The organism is Pseudomonas trivialis, from assembly GCF_036864995.1.
In the GTDB taxonomy this organism is placed as follows: Bacteria; Pseudomonadota; Gammaproteobacteria; order Pseudomonadales; family Pseudomonadaceae; genus Aquipseudomonas; species Aquipseudomonas trivialis.
On the sequence record NZ_CP142151.1, the window covers coordinates 1,121,488 to 1,139,504 of the forward strand.

At 63.8% G+C, this 18,017-nt stretch carries 17 protein-coding genes; 12 read left to right on the top strand and 5 right to left on the bottom strand.

The features are described from left to right. The first annotated feature begins 141 nt into the window (after positions 1–141). From recO to tadA, 4 genes are all read left to right on the top strand, one after another. Positions 142–831, top strand: coding sequence for a DNA repair protein RecO (gene recO, locus VRB54_RS04900; RefSeq protein WP_338479736.1), 690 nt, complete (start codon positions 142–144; stop codon positions 829–831). A gap of 51 nt (positions 832–882) precedes the next feature. Next, positions 883–1,626 (top strand): pyridoxine 5'-phosphate synthase, encoded by a 744-nt coding sequence (gene pdxJ, locus VRB54_RS04905; RefSeq protein WP_338479737.1) that lies wholly within the window; start codon positions 883–885, stop codon positions 1,624–1,626. A gap of 235 nt (positions 1,627–1,861) precedes the next feature. After that, complete coding sequence (locus VRB54_RS04910) at positions 1,862–3,238, top strand: multicopper oxidase family protein (RefSeq protein ID WP_338479738.1); 1,377 nt, start codon at positions 1,862–1,864, stop codon at positions 3,236–3,238. After that, positions 3,238–3,738 carry a tRNA adenosine(34) deaminase TadA gene (tadA, locus tag VRB54_RS04915; protein ID WP_338479739.1) on the top strand — a complete coding sequence of 167 codons (501 nt, stop codon included), beginning with the start codon at positions 3,238–3,240 and terminating at the stop codon, positions 3,736–3,738. The genes VRB54_RS04910 and tadA overlap by 1 nt, the downstream gene beginning before the upstream one ends. Positions 3,739–3,812: 74 nt before the next feature. Here the strand turns inward: tadA and cmoB are convergent, their stop codons facing one another. The 5 genes from cmoB to VRB54_RS04940 all read right to left on the bottom strand — a co-directional run bounded on the left by cmoB (position 3,813) and on the right by VRB54_RS04940 (position 9,690). After that, the gene (gene cmoB / locus VRB54_RS04920) at positions 3,813–4,769 is read right to left on the bottom strand and encodes a tRNA 5-methoxyuridine(34)/uridine 5-oxyacetic acid(34) synthase CmoB (RefSeq protein ID WP_338479740.1); all 957 of its coding nucleotides are present in this window, start codon (positions 4,767–4,769) and stop codon (positions 3,813–3,815) included. After that, complete coding sequence (cmoA, locus tag VRB54_RS04925; protein WP_338479741.1) at positions 4,766–5,509, bottom strand: carboxy-S-adenosyl-L-methionine synthase CmoA; 744 nt, start codon at positions 5,507–5,509, stop codon at positions 4,766–4,768. The genes cmoB and cmoA overlap by 4 nt, the downstream gene beginning before the upstream one ends. Before the next feature lie 81 nt (positions 5,510–5,590). Next, positions 5,591–5,980, bottom strand: coding sequence for a protease inhibitor I42 family protein (locus tag VRB54_RS04930; RefSeq protein WP_338479742.1), 390 nt, complete (start codon positions 5,978–5,980; stop codon positions 5,591–5,593). Between the two features lie 190 nt (positions 5,981–6,170). Beyond that, positions 6,171–8,591: an endopeptidase La gene (gene lon / locus VRB54_RS04935; RefSeq protein WP_338479743.1), complete on the bottom strand. Its 2,421-nt coding sequence runs from the start codon at positions 8,589–8,591 to the stop codon at positions 6,171–6,173. Between the two features lie 109 nt (positions 8,592–8,700). Next, complete coding sequence (locus VRB54_RS04940) at positions 8,701–9,690, bottom strand: GntR family transcriptional regulator (protein ID WP_338479744.1); 990 nt, start codon at positions 9,688–9,690, stop codon at positions 8,701–8,703. Positions 9,691–10,001: 311 nt separating this feature from the next. Here VRB54_RS04940 and VRB54_RS04945 point away from each other — a divergent pair, with 311 nt between their 5' ends. The 8 genes from VRB54_RS04945 to VRB54_RS04980 all read left to right on the top strand — a co-directional run bounded on the left by VRB54_RS04945 (position 10,002) and on the right by VRB54_RS04980 (position 17,695). After that, positions 10,002–11,324 (top strand): amidase, encoded by a 1,323-nt coding sequence (locus VRB54_RS04945; protein WP_338479745.1) that lies wholly within the window; start codon positions 10,002–10,004, stop codon positions 11,322–11,324. An 11-nt stretch (positions 11,325–11,335) separates the two neighbouring features. Beyond that, complete coding sequence (locus VRB54_RS04950; protein ID WP_003234086.1) at positions 11,336–12,214, top strand: polysaccharide deacetylase family protein; 879 nt, start codon at positions 11,336–11,338, stop codon at positions 12,212–12,214. A gap of 27 nt (positions 12,215–12,241) precedes the next feature. Continuing rightward, entirely contained in the window at positions 12,242–13,582 is a 1,341-nt protein-coding gene (locus VRB54_RS04955; protein WP_209989080.1) for an MFS transporter, read from the top strand. 10 nt (positions 13,583–13,592) lie between these two features. Further along, a complete protein-coding gene (locus tag VRB54_RS04960) occupies positions 13,593–14,354 on the top strand; it encodes an SDR family NAD(P)-dependent oxidoreductase (protein WP_338479748.1) in 762 nt (253 codons plus the stop codon). 138 nt (positions 14,355–14,492) lie between these two features. Next, the gene (locus VRB54_RS04965) at positions 14,493–15,242 is read left to right on the top strand and encodes an SDR family NAD(P)-dependent oxidoreductase (protein WP_338479750.1); all 750 of its coding nucleotides are present in this window, start codon (positions 14,493–14,495) and stop codon (positions 15,240–15,242) included. A gap of 13 nt (positions 15,243–15,255) precedes the next feature. Continuing rightward, positions 15,256–15,552, top strand: a complete 297-nt coding sequence (locus tag VRB54_RS04970) for a hypothetical protein (protein ID WP_209989093.1) — start codon at positions 15,256–15,258, stop codon at positions 15,550–15,552. Continuing rightward, positions 15,549–16,523 (top strand): GTP-binding protein, encoded by a 975-nt coding sequence (locus VRB54_RS04975; protein ID WP_338479751.1) that lies wholly within the window; start codon positions 15,549–15,551, stop codon positions 16,521–16,523. Before VRB54_RS04970 ends, VRB54_RS04975 begins: the two co-directional genes overlap by 4 nt. Then, complete coding sequence (locus VRB54_RS04980; protein ID WP_338479752.1) at positions 16,520–17,695, top strand: PotD/PotF family extracellular solute-binding protein; 1,176 nt, start codon at positions 16,520–16,522, stop codon at positions 17,693–17,695. The genes VRB54_RS04975 and VRB54_RS04980 overlap by 4 nt, the downstream gene beginning before the upstream one ends. Positions 17,696–18,017 lie beyond the last annotated feature (322 nt).

The following is an 18,017-nucleotide window of genomic DNA, read 5'->3' on the forward strand; positions in this document are numbered from 1 at the left end:
CTGGCTTGCCTGCGATGCAGACACCTCGGTAGTTAGCTGTACCGAGGTGATGCTATCGCAGGCAAGCCAGCTCCCACACAAGCCCGCTTTCACATTGGATAATCGTTGTTTTCCAGACCGTGTTCGCGCAGCGAGAACCCAATGTCCCAACCCCCACCTCCCAGCCAACTCGCCTACGTGCTGCACAGCCGCGCCTACCGCGAGACCAGCGCCCTGGTGGACTTCCTCACGCCCCAGGGCCGCCTGCGTGCGGTATTGCGCAGTGCACGGGGCAAGGCCGGCACACTGGCTCGGCCGTTCGTGGCGCTGGACGTGGAGTTTCGCGGCAAGGGCGAGCTAAAAAACGTCGGTCGCCTGGAAAGCGTCGGCACCTCCGCCTGGCTCAATGGCGATGCGCTGTTCAGTGGCCTCTATCTCAATGAACTGTTGATCCGCCTGCTGCCCGCCGAAGACCCGCACCCCGGCGTGTTCGATCACTACGCCGCCACCTTGCTCGCCCTCGCCGAAGGTCGCCCTTTGGAGCCGCTGCTGCGTGCCTTCGAATGGCGCCTGCTGGATGACCTGGGCTACGGCTTCGAGCTGAGCAACGACCTGCACGGTGAGCCCATCGCCGCCGACGGCATGTATCGCCTGCAGGTCGACGCCGGCCTCGAGCGCGTCTACCTGCTGCAGCCGGGGCTGTTCCAGGGCGCCGAGTTGCTGGCCATGAGCGAGGCGGACTGGAGCGCGCCCGGCGCGCTGTCCGCTGCCAAGCGCCTGATGCGCCAGGCCCTCGCGGTGCACCTGGGGGGCAAGCCACTGGTCAGTCGCGAGTTGTTTCGAAAGCCCTGACATCCCCGTGTATGCTGTGCACCGATTCTTTCCCTTTTCAGGAGCGCTTTCGTGAGCACCAGCAATCGCATTCTTCTTGGCGTCAATATCGACCACGTCGCCACCCTGCGTCAGGCCCGGGGCACCCGCTACCCGGACCCGGTCAAGGCCGCGCTGGACGCCGAAGAAGCAGGTGCCGACGGCATCACCGTGCACCTGCGCGAAGACCGTCGTCATATCCAGGAACGCGATGTGCTGCTGCTCAAGGATGTGCTGCAAACCCGCATGAATTTCGAAATGGGCGTCACCGAAGCGATGATGGCGTTCGCCGAGCGCATCCGCCCGGCGCACATCTGCCTGGTGCCGGAAACCCGCCAGGAACTCACCACCGAAGGCGGCCTCGATGTGGCCGGCCAGGAAGCGCGGATCAAGGCTGCGGTGGAGCGCCTGTCGCAGATCGGCAGCGAAGTCTCGCTGTTCATCGACGCTGACGAGCGCCAGATCGAAGCCTCGCGCCGTGTCGGCGCACCGGCCATCGAGCTGCACACCGGCCGTTACGCCGAGGCCACTACACCCACCGAAGTCGCCGACAAGCTGCAGCGCGTCATCGACGGCGTGAACTGTGGCCTCGCTCAAGGTCTGATCGTCAACGCCGGCCATGGCCTGCACTACCACAACGTGCAGGCGGTGGCCGCGATCAAGGGCATCAACGAACTGAACATCGGCCACGCGCTGGTGGCCCATGCACTGTTCGTCGGTTTCAAAGGCGCGGTGGCCGAGATGAAGGCGCTGATCCTCGCCGCTTCCAGAGCCTGAAGAACGCAGAAAATCCAGTGTGGGAGGGGGCTTGCTCCCGATGGCGGTGGGTCAGACAGGGATTGGCTGGCTGACACACTGCTATCGGGAGCAAGCCCCCTCCCACATTTTGATCGCCATCAAAGCTTCAGCAATCAACTATGTGGCAATGCGAAGCCTTACTGTTTAGCCCTCGCAGGTGTATCGTATCCGCCCTTTGCAGGCCCTGCGCCTGCGGCTGATACGCGAGGTTGTTGTGTCCCGATCCTTTTCCCGTCGACAAATCCTGGGTGGTCTTGCAGGCCTGGCCGTTGTAGGCGTCGGCGCCGGGGGCGGCTATCGCTACTGGCTGGGGAAAGTCGCCGAGTCCGAGGCGGGGCACGATTACGAACTGATCGCTGCGCCTCTGGACGTGGAACTGGTCCCTGGCCACATCACCCAGGCCTGGGCGTTCGGCCCCTCGGCGCCCGGCACCGAGCTGCGGGTGCGTCAGGGCGAATGGCTGCGGGTGCGTTTCATCAATCACCTGCCGGTAGCCACCACCATCCACTGGCACGGCATCCGCCTGCCGCTGGAGATGGACGGCGTGCCCTACGTCTCGCAGCTGCCGGTATTGCCCGGCGAATACTTCGACTACAAATTCCGCGTGCCCGATGCCGGCAGCTACTGGTACCACCCCCATGTGAACAGCAGCGAAGAACTCGGCCGTGGTCTGGTCGGCCCGTTGATCATCGAAGAGCGCGAACCCACCGGCTTCAAGCACGAACGCACCCTCAGCCTGAAAAGCTGGCATGTGGACGAAGACGGCGCGTTCGTTGCGTTCAGCATTCCACGCGAGGCGGCGCGCGGCGGTACGGCGGGGCGTCTGTCGACCATCAACGGCGTGTCCCAGGCGGTGATCGACCTGCCGGCCGGGCAGATCACCCGCGTGCGCCTGCTCAACCTCGACAACACCCTGACCTATCGCATCAACATCCCGGACGTCGACGCGCAGATCTACGCGCTGGACGGCAACCCCATCGAACCGCGCCCGCTGGGCAAGGAATACTGGCTGGGGCCTGGCATGCGCATTTGTCTGGCGATCAAGGCGCCGCCGGCGGGTGAAGAGCTGTCGATCCGTAACGGGCCGGTGCGCCTGGGCACTTTCCGCTCGGTGGCCAATACCGATGCGCCCGGCCAATGGCCGCCCGCGTTGCCGGCCAACCCGATCAGCGAGCCGGACCTGGCCAATGCGGAGAAACTCAACTTCAATTTTGAATGGGTGGGCACGGTGTCGGTGGATGACGGCAAGCCGCCGAGCCTGTGGCAGATCAACGGCAAGGCGTGGGACATCACCGACAAGACCTGCGCCGACCGCCCGATTGCCAGGCTGGAAAAGGGCAAGAGTTACATTTTTGAACTGAAGAACATGACCCAATACCAGCACCCAATCCACTTGCACGGCATGAGCTTCAAGGTGATCGCCTCGAACCGTCACAAGGTGGTGCCGTACTTCACCGACACTTACCTGCTGGGCAAGAACGAACGCGCCCGCGTGGCCTTGGTGGCGGATAACCCCGGGGTGTGGATGTTCCATTGCCATGTGATCGACCACATGGAAACCGGCCTGATGGCCGCCATCGAGGTGGTGTGATGCGCCAGATTCGCCCCGCAGCGATCATCGATCGCAGCCGCGACCAGCACTTCATGCGCGAAGCCCTGGCCCTTGCTGCCCAAGGCGCGGCACTCGGCGAAGTGCCGGTGGGCGCGGTGCTGGTGCAAAACGGCGAAATCATCGGCCGTGGCTTCAATTGCCCCATCAGCGGCAACGACCCCAGCGCCCACGCCGAGATGGTCGCGATTCGCGCGGCAGCCCAAGCCATCAGCAACTACCGGCTGGTGGGCAGCACGCTGTATGTGACCCTGGAGCCGTGCAGCATGTGCGCAGGCTTGATCGTGCATTCGCGGGTTGCGCGGGTGGTGTATGGCGCGCTGGAGCCCAAGGCCGGGATTGTGCAGAGCCAGGGGCAGTTTTTTACCCAGGACTTTCTCAACCATCGGGTATTGTTTGAAGGTGGGGTGCTGGCCGAGGAATGCGGAGCCGTTCTGAGCGAGTTTTTCAAGGGCCGCCGAGCCAAACCCTCTTCTAGCTGACACCGGGAAACCAATGTGGAGGCAGGCAAGCCCGCTCCCACAGGTGATCTTCATTTAGTCAGGGACGTTGTGGTTTATTTCCTGGCAATGATCACCGCCCGCATCGGTGCCGGCAGCCCTTCGATAGTCTTGCTGTGATCTTGCGGATCAAGAAAATCACTCAGCGACTGATACCTCATCCACTCGGTCCCGCGCTGCTCCTCCACCGTGGTCACGCTCACGTCCACGCAGCGCACTTCGCTGAACCCGGCGCGGCGCAGCCATAGCATCAGGGCCGGCACCGAGGGCAGGAACCACACGTTGCGCATCTGCGCGTAGCGGTCTTCGGGCACCAGCACCTGTTGCTGGTCGCCGTCCACCACCAGGGTTTCCAGAACCAGTTCGCCGCCCTTGACCAGGGTGTCCTTCAATGCCAGCAGGTGCTCGATGGGCGAACGCCGGTGATAGAACACGCCCATGGAAAACACCGTATCGAAGCCTTCGAGGTTCGCTGGCAAGTCTTCGAACGGGAACGGCAGGTGCCAGGCTCTGGGTTCGGACAGGTAGCGTTGCACCGCCTGGAACTGGCAGAAAAACAGCCAGTTGGGGTCCACGCCGATCACGCTGTCGGCACCGGCGCCGAGCATGCGCCACATGTAGTAGCCGTTGCCGCAGCCCACATCGAGGATGCGTTTACCTTTCAAGTCCAGATGCGGCGCCACCCGCGACCATTTCCAGTCCGAGCGCCATTCGGTGTCCACATGCACGCCGAACAGGTGGAACGGCCCTTTGCGCCACGGGCTCAGGCCCATCAGGGCGGTGTGCATCTGCGCGCGGGTCTGGTCGTCGCAATCGGTGTCCAGCGTCAGGCCGTTCAGCAGGTCGACGGTGCTCGGCTGAATGGCCGGCAGCGCATCCAGCGCGCTTTGCCAGCGCTCCAGGTCGCCGTGACCTTTTTCCATCTTGCTATCGAGCTGCGCTTGCAGGCCCTGGGCCCACACGGCCAGGGGAGTGCCAACCAGATGGCGGGCGAGGGGGGACAGATCAATCATGGCAAGGCAATCAACGAGGCAAAGTTAAGACACTGAAACCACGGCACCACGCTCGAGAACCCGGTCGCCAGCAGGCGTTCGCGGTGTTCTTCGAGGCTGTCGGGCTTCATGACGTTTTCGATGGCGCTGCGCTTCTGGGCGATTTCCAGTTCGCTGTAGCCGTTGGCGCGTTTGAACGCGATATGCAGGTCGGTGAGCAACGTGTGCTCCTGCGCGTCATTGAATCTCAGCTTTTCCGAGAGAATCAGCGCGCCGCCCGGCACCAGCGCCTGGCGAATGCGCGAGAGCAAAGCCAGGCGCTCGTGCGGAGCGATGAATTGCAGGGTGAAATTCAGTGCCACCACCGACGCCTGCTGGAACTGCAAGGCGAGGATATCGCCCTCGATCACTTCAACCGGCAGCAGCTCCTGGAACATCGAGTCCTGGCCATTGAGGTATTCACGGCAACGCTCGACCATCGCCGCCGAATTATCCACCGCGATCACCCGGCAGCCGTCCGTGCGCACATGGCGACGCAGGGCCTGGGTGACGGCGCCGAGGGACGAGCCGAGGTCGTAGAGCACGCTGCTCGGCTGGGCGAATTGCGCCGCGAGTACGCCGAGGTTTTCGACGATGGTCGGGTAACCCGGCACCGAGCGCTTGATCATGTCCGGGAACACCCGCACCACGTCCTCGTTAAAGGCGAAGTCCGGCACCAGGGGCAAGGGCTGGGCGAATAGGCGATCGGGTTCTTTGCTCACAGTTGTTCCGGCGACGAAAGGGAAGGGCCGGCATTTTAGCCAACTTGGCCCGTCGGTGCGCGGGTTGTCTGATGGGGGGCCCTAGTTCACCGTAATGGCGCAGTCGAAGGTGTCGACCGGTTCGGCTTCCGGCTGCCACGGTTGCTGAGAGGTGAGGCGCAAACGGCCTTGCCCGGCGGTGAACGCCTGGAACCGCCAAGTGGACTGGCCGCCGCCGCCAATCACGCCGGATTCGCTGCTGCTGTAGACCTCGGGGCTCAGCGCGCGCAACACGCCGCCGGCCGAGTCCTGAATGGCCCAGCGGTAGCCGGTGGTGGGGTTGCTCGGCAGAGTGAGGATCAGGTTCTGACCGGATTTGAGCTGCAGCGGGCAGGCGCTTTGGTCGTCCACGGTGATGTTTTGCTTCGGCGCGCTGGCGCACGCGGACAACAAGGCAAGGCTCAAGGGGAGAAACAGGCGGGCAACGGTCATGGGGGCTCCGGTTGTACACGACGAAGGGCGAGCATAACCGAAGATGGAGCGAGGTGTGACAGGCGAGGTGTGTGGTGTGGCGGATGGCGCTATCGGGAGCAAGCCCCCTCCCACATTTTGAAGTGTGAATACCTTCAAGTGTGGGAGGGGGCTTGCTCCCGATGAGGCCCTTACCGGCACTGCATAACGATCAGAACAACACCTTGGCCACATCCGCAAAGCGCTTGGCAAAGTGCACCGTCATGCCTTCCTTCAGGTACTCCGGCAACTCTTCGAAACTGCCACGGTTGGGCTCGGGCAGGATCAGCTCATGGATCTTCTGGCGCCGTGCCGCAATCACTTTCTCGCGTACCCCGCCAATCGGCAGCACGTGCCCGGTCAGCGTCAGTTCGCCGGTCATGGCCACGCCTTTTTTCGGCGCCTGGTTGCGCGCCAGCGACAGCAGCGCACTGGCCATGGTCACGCCCGCGCTCGGGCCGTCTTTTGGCGTGGCGCCTTCCGGCACGTGCAAGTGCACGAAGGCTTCGTCGAAGAACTTCGGGTCACCGCCAAACGACTTCAGGTTGGAGCTGATGTAGCTGTAGGCAATTTCGGCGGACTCCTTCATCACCTCGCCCAACTGCCCGGTGAGCTTGAAGCCGCGATTGAGCGTGTGGATACGCGTCGCTTCGATCGGCAGGGTCGCGCCGCCCATGCTGGTCCAGGCCAGGCCGGTAATCACACCGGTGCCGGATAGCACTTGCTCGTTGCGAAACACCGGCATGCCCAGTGAGCTTTCCAGGTCCTTGTTGCCGATCTTGATCACCGAGTCCGGCGCATCCAGCAACTTGACCACCGCCTTGCGCACCAGTTTGCCCAGTTGCTTCTCCAACTGGCGCACCCCGGCTTCGCGGGCGTAGCCGTCGATCAACGCACGCAAGGCGCCGTCGCTGATGGTCAGGCTGTTTTTCGCCACGCCGGCTTTTTCCAACTGCTTGGGCCACAGGTGGCGCTTGGCGATGGCGACTTTTTCTTCGGTGATATAGCCCGACAGGCGAATCACTTCCATGCGGTCCAGCAACGGGCCGGGAATCGAATCCAGGGTGTTGGCGGTGCACACGAACAGCACTTTGGACAGGTCCAGGCGCAGGTCGAGGTAATGGTCGAGGAATTCGACGTTCTGTTCCGGGTCGAGGGTTTCCAGCAGCGCCGAGGCCGGGTCGCCCTGGAAGCTCTGGCCCATTTTGTCGATCTCGTCGAGCATGATCACCGGGTTCATCACTTCCACATCTTTCAGCGCCTGCACCAGCTTGCCCGGCAGGGCACCGATGTAGGTGCGGCGGTGGCCCTTGATCTCGGCCTCGTCGCGCATGCCGCCGACGCTGAAGCGGTAGAACGGCCTGCCCAGGGACTCGGCGATGGACTTGCCGACGCTGGTCTTGCCCACGCCCGGTGGGCCCACCAGCAGCACGATGGAGCCGGCAACCTCGCCTTTATAAGCACCCACCGCGAGGAACTCGAGGATGCGGCTCTTGATGTCGTCCAGCCCGGCGTGGTGTTTGTCCAGCACCTTGCGCGCGTGTTTGAGGTCGAGCTTGTCCTTGCCGTACACGCCCCACGGCACCGAGGTGGCCCAGTCGAGGTAGTTGCGCGTGACCGCGTATTCCGGCGAGCCGGTTTCCAGGATCGACAGTTTGTTCAGTTCTTCATCGATGCGTTTTTTTGCCTGGGTGGGCAACACTTTGCCCTCCAGGCGCTGCTCGAACTGCTCGACATCCGCGCTGCGGTCGTCCTTGGTCAGGCCCAGCTCCTGCTGGATGACCTTGAGCTGTTCCTTGAGGAAGAATTCGCGCTGGTGCTCGCCGATCTTGCGGTTCACCTCGGCGGAGAGCTCTTTTTGCAGGCGTGCGACTTCCACCTCTTTGCGCAGCATCGGCAGCACTTTTTCCATGCGCTTGAGCATGGGCACGCAGTCCAGCACTTCCTGCAACTCGTTACCGGTGGCCGAAGTGAGCGCGGCGGCAAAGTCGGTGAGCGGCGATGGGTCGTTGGGGCTGAAGCGGTTGAGGTAGTTCTTCAGTTCTTCGCTGTACAGCGGATTGAGCGGCAGCAGTTCCTTGATCGCATTGATCAGCGCCATGCCGTAAGCCTTGACCTCATCGGTCGGCTCGCTCGGCTGGTGCGGGTATTCGACTTCCACCAGATAGGGCGGGCGATGGTGCTTGAGCCAGGTCTTGATGCGCACGCGGGTCAGGCCCTGGGCGACGAACTGCAGCTTGCCGTTCTCGCGGCTGGCGTGGTGCACCTTGACCAGCGTGCCGTACAGCGGCAGGGCCGAGGTGTCGAAGTGGCGCGGGTCTTCCGGCGGGGTTTCCATGAAGAACAGGGCCAGGGAGTGGTGATCGGATTTGCTCACCAGTTCCAGGGTTTCGGCCCACGGCTCTTCGTTGACGATCACCGGCAGCACTTGCGCCGGGAAGAACGGGCGGTTGTGGATCGGGATGATGTAGACCTTGTCCGGCAGGTTTTGCCCAGGCAGCGCCAGCCCGGTGTTGGACGAAGCGGATTCAGCGTTTTCGGGGTCGGCGTAATCGTTGATGTCGTAATCAGGGAAATCTTGCTGGTCGCTCATGGGGCACCTGCATAAGGAAGTATGGTGCTTAGATGGGGCGGGGCAGCGAGGGTTTCAATGGTGCGGCGGCGATAGCAACATATTGCATAAAATAACCGGTGTGACGCCGTCAGCTGATTTTGTGCAGGTAGGCCGGAATCGGCTGTTCCGGCAGTACCGACAACACTTTCAAACGCTGCAACATGCGCTGGCTGGCCCGTTGCAGGTGCTCGCGCAGGTTCAACGCGGCCGCATCCACGGCGCCGTGCAGCAACAATTCCAGGATCAGGCGATGTTCGGCCAGCATTGCCGGGTCGGCGCCGATGCCGAGCAGGCGATGGAAAATCCGGCTGATGATCATCGGGCTCTGACCCTGGCGAATCAGCGCGGCCATCTTGCGGTTCTGCAGACCCGCCAGGCAGCGCTGGTGCAAGTCTTCCTCGATCTGCTCGATGGCCTGCAGGCTGCACTGCGGGTTGTCCTGGGCTGCCAGCACCCGTTGCAGCATCGCCTGCAGTTCTGCGCGGTCGAGGTTCGGCGCGCTCTGGCGCAGGGCTTCGGGCTCGAGGCACGCGCGCAGTTCGTAGTCTTCGGTGACTTCGCGCGCGGTCAGCGGGCCGGCCAGCCACTGGGAGTAGGGTTCCTTTTCCACCAGGCCACGGTCGCGCAGGCGCATCAAGGCTTCGCGCACCACCGCGCGGCTGACCTTGAAGTGGTCGGCGGCGGCCTGTTCATCCAGGCGGTAATGGCCGAAGGCGATGCAGGTGGACAGCGCCGCGCCGATGTCCTCGACGATGCGCTCGCCCAGCGGCCGTGTGTCCACCAACTCGGCTTCGCCGTTGAGGCCCAGGTGCGCATGGCTCAGGGGCAGGCGCAGCGGCTCTATCGCCAGGTCGTCGGGGTTGATCAGGTAACCCCGGCCGTTGAAGCGGCAGATCAGCCCTTCGGCATGCAGCAGGTCCAGCGCCTTGCGCACCGGCACGCGGCTGGTGCCGAACAGTTCTGCCAGCGGCGCTTCGAGCAATACCAGGCCATGACGCGCGGTGCCGTTGACGATCGAGTCACGCAATACCTGGTGAATCATCGCGTAACGGGAGGCCGGGGCGGACACTGCTTTCATCGGTTTCTCGGGACCTTGTAGGACGGGCGACGGATTCTCTCATAGATGCAGCTGTCACTCTGCGCCACGTCGGCGGCGCTGTTTTGGGGCTGGTGTTACCTTTCTGCACCAAAATGTACTTTTTACTAAAAGATACATTATTCCATTCAAGACCCTTAGGGCGGGCTGCGCCAGTATTTTTATCGCTCCGCACACCATCTAGCCCGCAGCTATGCTGTAAAAGCGCAAAAGCCGATGTAGAGACTGGCACGAAAGCTGCCTTTGTAAAATGTACATTTTATTAATATGTACGTTTTATGAGGTTGATCCCGATGTCAGACGCCACCTCAATGGCCGAGGATTTCGCCAGCGGCCGTAACGACCCGGTGCAAGCCCTCGAACAGGCGCTCGAAAAAGCCGCCCGCTCACCCTCGGTGTTTATCAGCCTGAGCACCGAGCGCGCCCGCCGCGAAGCCGAAGCCGCCGCCGCGCGCTGGCGTGCCGGGCAGCCCTTGAGCCGGCTCGATGGTGTGCCGCTGGCCTGGAAGGACCTGTTCGACGTCGCCGGCAGCGTCACCACGGCGGGCGCCGCCTACCGCCGCGATGCGCCGGCCGCTCTGCTCGATGCGCCAGTGGTCGGCCTGTTATGCCGCGCGGGGATGGTCAGCCTGGGCAAGACCAACCTCAGCGAACTGGCATATTCGGGCCTGGGCCTGAACCCGCATTTCGGCACCCCGCACAATCCCCATGGCCTTGATCAGCCGCGCATTCCCGGCGGTTCATCGTCCGGTTCGGGCGTGGCCGTCGCTGCCGGTATCGTGCCCATCGCCATGGGCACCGACACCGCAGGCTCGATTCGCATTCCCGCCGCCCTCAACGGTCTGGTGGGTTACCGCAGCAGCAGCCGGCGCTATAGCCGCGACGGCGTGTTCCCGCTGGCACACACCCTCGACAGTCTCGGCCCGCTCACCCGCAGTGTGCGCGATGCGCTGACCCTCGACGATCTGCTGCATGGCCGCACTCAGCAGCACAACGCCCGCAGCCTCAAGGGCCAGCGCTTTGTGCTGGCGCAACAGGACGTCGAACCGGCCGTGGGCAACAACCTGCTGCGCGCCATGGAGCAACTCAAGGCCCGGGGTGCGCTGATCGAAGAGCGCGAATGCCCGCCCTTCCAGGCAACGCTGGACCTGATCAAACACCACGGCTGGCTCGGCGCCTTCGAAGCCTTTGCCCTGCATCAGGCGCTGCTCGACAGCCCCGATGCCGAACGCCTCGATCCTCGCGTACGCCGGCGCCTGGAAGCTGCGCGGGCATTGCCGGCCAGTCAATTGATCCACCTGACCGACGCGCGCCGCCAGCTGCAACAGCAACTGCTCGACGACCTCGACGGCGCCATCCTCATCACCCCCACCGTGGCCCATGTCGCGCCGCCGTTGGCCGCGCTGGAAGCCGATGACGCGTTGTTCGTCAGCACCAACCTCGCCACCTTGCGCCTGACCATGCCCGGCAGCCTGCTCGACATGCCCGGCGTTAACGTGCCCAGCGGCCGCGATGCCCAGGGCCTGCCCACCGGGCTGCTGCTCAGCGCCCCCAGCGGCGAAGACGCACGCCTGTTGCGCGCCGCGTTATCCGTTGAATCCGTACTGAATATTTAAGGAGACACACCATGGCTAAAGACATCCTCTGTGCATTTGGCGTCGACGTTGATGCCGTCGCCGGCTGGCTCGGTTCCTACGGCGGCGAAGACTCGCCGGACGACATCTCTCGCGGCCTGTTCGCCGGTGAAATCGGCGCGCCGCGCCTGCTCAAACTGTTCGAGCGCTACGGCCTGCGCACCACCTGGTTCATCCCCGGCCACTCGATGGAAACCTTTCCCGAGCAAATGAAAGCGGTGGCCGACGCCGGCCATGAAATCGGCGTGCACGGCTACAGCCACGAAAACCCTATCGCGATGACCGCCGAGCAGGAAGAAATCGTGCTGGATAAATCCATCGAGTTGATCACCCAGGTGACCGGCAAACGCCCGACCGGCTACGTGGCGCCGTGGTGGGAATTCAGCAAGGTGACCAACGAGCTGCTGCTGAAAAAAGGCATCAAGTACGACCACAGCCTGATGCACAACGACTTCCATCCGTACTACGTGCGCAAGGGCGACAGCTGGACCAAGATCGACTACAGCCAGCACCCCGACACCTGGATGAAGCCCTTGGTGCGCGGCGAAGAAACCGACCTGGTGGAGATCCCCGCCAACTGGTACCTCGACGACCTGCCACCGATGATGTTCATCAAAAAAGCCCCCAACAGCCACGGCTTCGTCAACCCGCGTCACCTCGAGGAAATGTGGCGCGACCAGTTCGACTGGGTCTACCGCGAACACGAACACGCGGTGTTCACCATGACCATCCACCCCGACGTGTCCGGTCGCCCGCAAGTGCTGTTGATGCTCGAGCGCCTGATCGAACACATCCAGAGCCATGCCGGCGTGCGCTTCGTCACCTTCGACGAAATCGCCGACGACTTCATCCGCCGCCAACCCCGAACCTGATTTCACCCCACCCTTGAGGCGCGACCCATGTCCATCTACAACAAGCTTGACCTGACTGGCTGGAAACCCCGGCAACTGTCGTCCCAGGAAGTACGTTTCGCCACCTGGATCGCGTTTTTCGCCTGGGTGTTTGCGGTGTATGACTTCATCCTGTTCGGCACCTTGCTGCCGGAGATCGGCCGGCACTTTGGCTGGGGTGAAGTGGAGCAGGCGCAGATCGCGACCTGGGTGGCAGTGGGCACGGCGGTGGTGGCCTTTGCCATTGGCCCGGTGGTCGACAAGCTGGGCCGGCGCAAAGGCATCATCTTTACCGTGGCCGGCTCGGCCTTGTGCTCGGCGCTCACCGCCATCGGCGGGGCGTGGGGCAAGTCGCCGCTGATCCTGATTCGTTCGCTGGGCGGCCTGGGCTATGCCGAGGAAACCGTCAACGCCACCTACCTGAGCGAGCTGTATGGCGCCTCGCAGGATCCGCGGCTGACCAAGCGCCGTGGCTTCATCTACAGCCTGGTGCAGGGCGGCTGGCCGGTGGGGGCGTTGATCGCGGCGGGGTTGACCGCGCTGTTGCTGCCGATCATCGGCTGGCAGGGCTGCTTCGTCTTCGCGGCCATCCCGGCCGTTGTCATTGCGATCATGGCGCGCAAACTCAAGGAGAGTCCGCAGTTCCAGATTCACCAACGCATCAGCCAACTGCGCAAAAGCGGCCAGGTGACCGAGGCGCAAAACGTCGCGGTGACCTATGGCGTGGACTATGACGAACACAGCAAGGCTGGCTTGAAGGCAGCCTTCCGTGGCCCGGCCCGTCGCGCCACTCTGGTGATCGGCGCGGCACTGCTGCTCAACTGGGCAGCGATCCAGGTGTTCAGCGTGCTGGGCACCTCGGTGATTGTCAGCGTGCACCACATCTCGTTCGAAAACTCGCTGATCATCCTCGTGCTGTCCAACCTGGTGGGCTACTGCGGCTACCTCAGCCACGGCTGGATGGGCGACCGGATCGGCCGCCGCAACGTCATCGGCCTGGGCTGGATGCTCGGCGGGCTGTCATTCGCCGGCATGCTGTTTGGTCCGAGCAATATGGCGATGGTGGTGGGGCTGTACAGCCTGGGCCTGTTCTTCCTGATCGGGCCGTATTCGGCGGCGCTGTTCTTTATCAGTGAAAGTTTCCCCACCAGCATCCGCGCCACCGGCGGCGCGATCATCCACGCGATGGGGCCCATTGGTGCAGTGGTCGCAGGGTTTGGCGCCACACAGGTGTTGTCCGCCGGCAGCGACTGGCAGACCGCCGCACTGTGGTTCGGCGCCGTGCCGTGCTTTTTGTCCGGTGTGCTGATGTTTGCCGCACGCCATGTGCGCCCGGAAACCGTTCAGTAAGGAGTGATCGATGAGTCGCAAAGTGGCTGTAATTACCGGTGCCGCCAGCGGCATCGGCCAGGCGCTCGCGGTGGCCTATGCGCGCCACGGCGTTGCGGTGGTCGGCGGATATTATCCGGCCGACCCGCACGACCCGGCCATTACCGTGTCGCAGGTGGAAGAGGCCGGCGGCGAGTGCCTGATGTTGCCGTTGGACGTGGGCGACACCGCCTCGGTCGATGCCCTGGCCGAGCAGGCGGTGCAGCATTTCGGCCGCCTCGATTACGCGGTGGCCAATGCCGGCCTGCTGCGTCGCGCACCGTTGCTGGAAATGACCGATACGCTGTGGGACGAGATGCTCAATGTCGACCTGACAGGGGTGATGCGCACCTTTCGCGCGGCGACCCGCCACATGAAGGAAGGCGGCGCGCTGGTGGCGATTTCTTCGATTGCCGGCGGTGTGTATGGCTGGCAGGAACACAGCCACTACGCCGCGGCCAAGGCCGGGGTGCCGGGGTTGTGTCGGTCGCTGGCGGTGGAATTGGCGCCGCTGGGCATTCGCTGCAATGCGGTGATTCCGGGGCTGATTGAGACGCCGCAGTCGCTGGACGTGAAGAACTCGCTGGGGCCTGAGGGTTTGGCCAGGGCGGCGCGGGCGATCCCGCTGGGGCGGGTCGGGCGCGCGGATGAAGTGGCGTCGCTGGTGCAATTTCTCACCAGTGAGGCGTCGAGTTACCTGACCGGGCAAAGCATCGTTATCGACGGCGGTTTAACCGTGCGCTGGCCCGACTGAGGGATGTACTCAATCCAAGTGTGGGAGGGGCTTGCTCCCGATAGCAGTGTGTCAGATACAGCTGTTTTACCTGGGCCACCGCTATCGGGAGCAAGCCCCCTCCCACATGGGACCTGTGTTTGTTTGAGGAGAATTTACATGCTCGCTCTCTCTAATCGCCGCGCCGTCATCACTGGCGCCGGCAGCGGCATCGGGGCCGCCATCGCGCGCGCTTATGCTGCCGAAGGCGCCCGTCTGCTGCTGGCCGACCGTAATGCCGCGAGCCTCGCTGAAACCGCGATCACCTGCCGCAACCTCGGCGCCGAAGTGGTCGAGTGCGTGGCCGACGTGGGCTCCGTCGAAGGCGCCCAGGCCAGCGTCGACCGCTGCGTCGAGCATTTCGGCGGCATCGATATTCTGGTCAACAACGCCGGCATGCTCACCCAGGCGCGCTGCGTCGACCTGTCCATCGAGCAGTGGAACGACATGCTGCGCGTTGACCTCACCAGTGTGTTCATCGCCAGCCAGCGCGCCTTGCCGCACATGCTCGCGCAGCGTTGGGGGCGGATCATCAACGTCGCTTCGCAGTTGGGCATCAAGGGCGGAGCCGAGTTGACCCACTACGCGGCGGCCAAGGCCGGGGTGATCGGCTTCACCAAGTCCCTGGCGCTGGAAGTGGCCAAGGACAACGTGCTGGTCAATGCCATCGCCCCCGGGCCGATTGAAACGCCGCTGGTGGGCGGCATCAGCGCCGACTGGAAACGCGCCAAGGCCGCCGAGCTGCCGCTGGGGCGCTTCGGCCTGGCCGACGAAGTGGCGCCCACCGCCGTGCTGCTGGCCAGCGAGCCGGGTGGCAATCTGTTCGTCGGCCAGACCCTCGGGCCGAACTCCGGCGACGTCATGCCATGAGCGGGGTGTAACCATGTGCGGACTCTGCGGATTGCTCGGCGAAGACCTTCACTGGAGCGATCCCCTGGGCGACGAGGTGCCCCGGCGCCGCGAACGCCTGCGCCGGATCGCGGCGATCAACCAGGTACTGGCGGTGTTCCGGCTCAAGGTCGAAGATTTCCAGGGCGCGTCGTACCTGCTGCTGGGGGCCACCGGCAAACAGGCATTGGCCAGCGGTCTGGATCAATTGTGGCAAGCGGCCGAGGCCATGCTCGGACGACCGCTGGACCCGCTTGATCCACGCCTGCTCGACCATCTGGAGTCAGCATGAGCATCGCCCTTAACGTCATCACCGGCTTTCTCGGCAGCGGCAAGACCACCTTGCTCACGCGCCTGCTGCATGGTGAAAGCCTCGGTGACACCGCCTTGCTGATCAACGAATTCGGCGATGTGGGCATCGACCATCTGTTGGTGGAGGAAGTCGCGCCGGACACCGTGCTGCTGCCCAGTGGCTGCGTGTGCTGCTCGATTCGCGGCGAGTTGAAAGACGCGCTGCTCGGCCTGCTGCAACGTCGCGAGCGCGGGGACATTCCGCCGTTCAAGCGGGTGATCCTGGAAACCACGGGCCTGGCCGACCCGGCGCCGATCCTCGCCACCCTGAACAACGACGTGCAACTACGCGGGCGTTTTCATATTGGTTTGGTGATCACCTTGGTCGACGCCAGCCACGCCGCCCTGCAGGAACGCCTGCACCCGGAATGGCTGGCCCAGGTGGCGGCGGCCGACCGTCTGCTGCTGAGCAAGACCGACCTGGTGGACGACTGCGCACCGCTGCGCGCGCACCTGCAGGCGCTCAATGCCGGCACGCCGATCCTCGACACCCACACGATCCACAGCGGCGACCAGTTGCTGCTCGGCGAAGGCCTGCGCAGCGCTGAGCCGGCGGTGGAAGTGCGCCGCTGGCAACTGCATCAGGCCACCACCGTCATCCACGGCGACGCGCAAGTGTGCTGCCTCACGTTTGAACAGCCGCTCGACTGGGTCGGTTTCGGGGTGTGGTTATCGATGCTGCTAAGATGCCACGGCGAACGAATCCTTCGCGTCAAAGGACTGCTCAACGTGAACGCAAGCTCGGCCCCCATCGTCATTCATGGCGTGCAGCACTGCCTGCATGCCCCGGTGCACTTGCCCGCGTGGCCGGGCAGCGACCGCCAGTCGCGGCTGGTGTTCATTCTGCGCGGTCTCGACCCCGTGCAACTGCGGCGCTCCTTCGACGTGTTCTCGCGGCGCTTCGCGGCATGATCACCCTGCGCGTGCTCGGCACGTCGGTGACCCTGCTCGAATGTCTGCGGGTGAGGGCGGAGCAGGAGCTGGGGATTCGCCTGGTGTACCAGGTGTACGACGTTGCCCAGGCCCAGCGCATCGCGGTGATGCAGCCCGACAGCTACGACCTGTATGACCAGTGGTTCCACAACGTCGACTTCGTGTGGCCGGCGCGGGCGATCCAGCCTATCGACACGCGGCGCATCGCGCTGTGGCACGAGATCAACGACCTGCCCAAGCGCGGTCGCCTGTCGCCCAACGATCGTCTCGGCAGCGGCAGCGTACCCAGCGAGCGCCTGTTCGTGCAGCACGACGGCAGCCTGGGCAGCAGCGTGACCGAGCGCATCAGCATGCTGCCCCTGACCCACAACGCCGACAGTTTCGCCTACCGCCCCGAGCGCGTGCCCGAAGGGTTCAGTCACGGCAATGAAAGCTGGGGCTGGTTGCTCGACCCGGCCTGGGGCGCGCGCACCGCGCTGCAAAGCGATGCTGCCATCGGCGCGCTGGACGCGGCACTGGCGGTGCAGGGCGCGGGCCTGGCGCGCTTCAACGACATCGGCAATATGAGCATCGAAGAGATTGATGTGCTGGCTGACATCCTTGTGCGCAAACAGAAGGCAGGGCACTTCGCGGCGTTCTGGTCGGACGATGAAGAAGCGGCGCAACTGATGCTCAGCCCGAATGTGGATATCCAGAGCCTGTGGTCGCCGACCCTGATGCGCCTGCATCGCGCCGGCGTGAAATACCGGCTGGCGGTACCGCGCGAAGGCTATCGCGGGTGGTTCGGCGGTTTGTCGCTGTCGCGCCACGCCCAGGGGCCGGTGCTGGATGCGGCGTATGCGTACCTCAATTGGTGGTTGTCCGGCTGGCCGGGCGCGGTGATGGCGCGGCAAGGGTATTACATTGGCAATCCGGCGCGCAGCCGTGATCATTTGAGCGCGGCGGAATGGGATTACTGGTATGCCGGCAAGCCCGCGCGCGAGGAGTTGCCGGGGAGTGACGGGTTGCCCCTGATCGAGGTGGGGGAGGTGCGTGATGGGGGGGCGTATGAGCAGCGTATGGGGCATATTGCGGTGTGGAATTCGGTGATGGATGAGCATAATTATCTGGTGCGGCGGTGGGGGGATGTGATGCGGGCTCGGTTGGTTTGAAAGCAACCCAAAATGCAGGCATGCCAGCTCTTGTCAAACGCAAGATAACGTGTTGATTTTAAAGCACGAAATTCCAGACAGCCACATCCCTGTGGCAAGCCCTAATGCCAGTCAGTCAAGCGCAGATCCCCTGTGGGATCGGGCAAGCCCGCGAAGGCGTCTGCCCAGCAAACATTGACGTTGACTGACCCACCGCCTTCGCGGGCAAGTCCGCTCCCACATTTGATCTTCGTCGCTTTTGGCATTGCGTCCGCTTAACTGAACGGCATTACGGAGCCAATACCCCGCCATCACCCAAAAAACGGATATTCACCCAACCAAA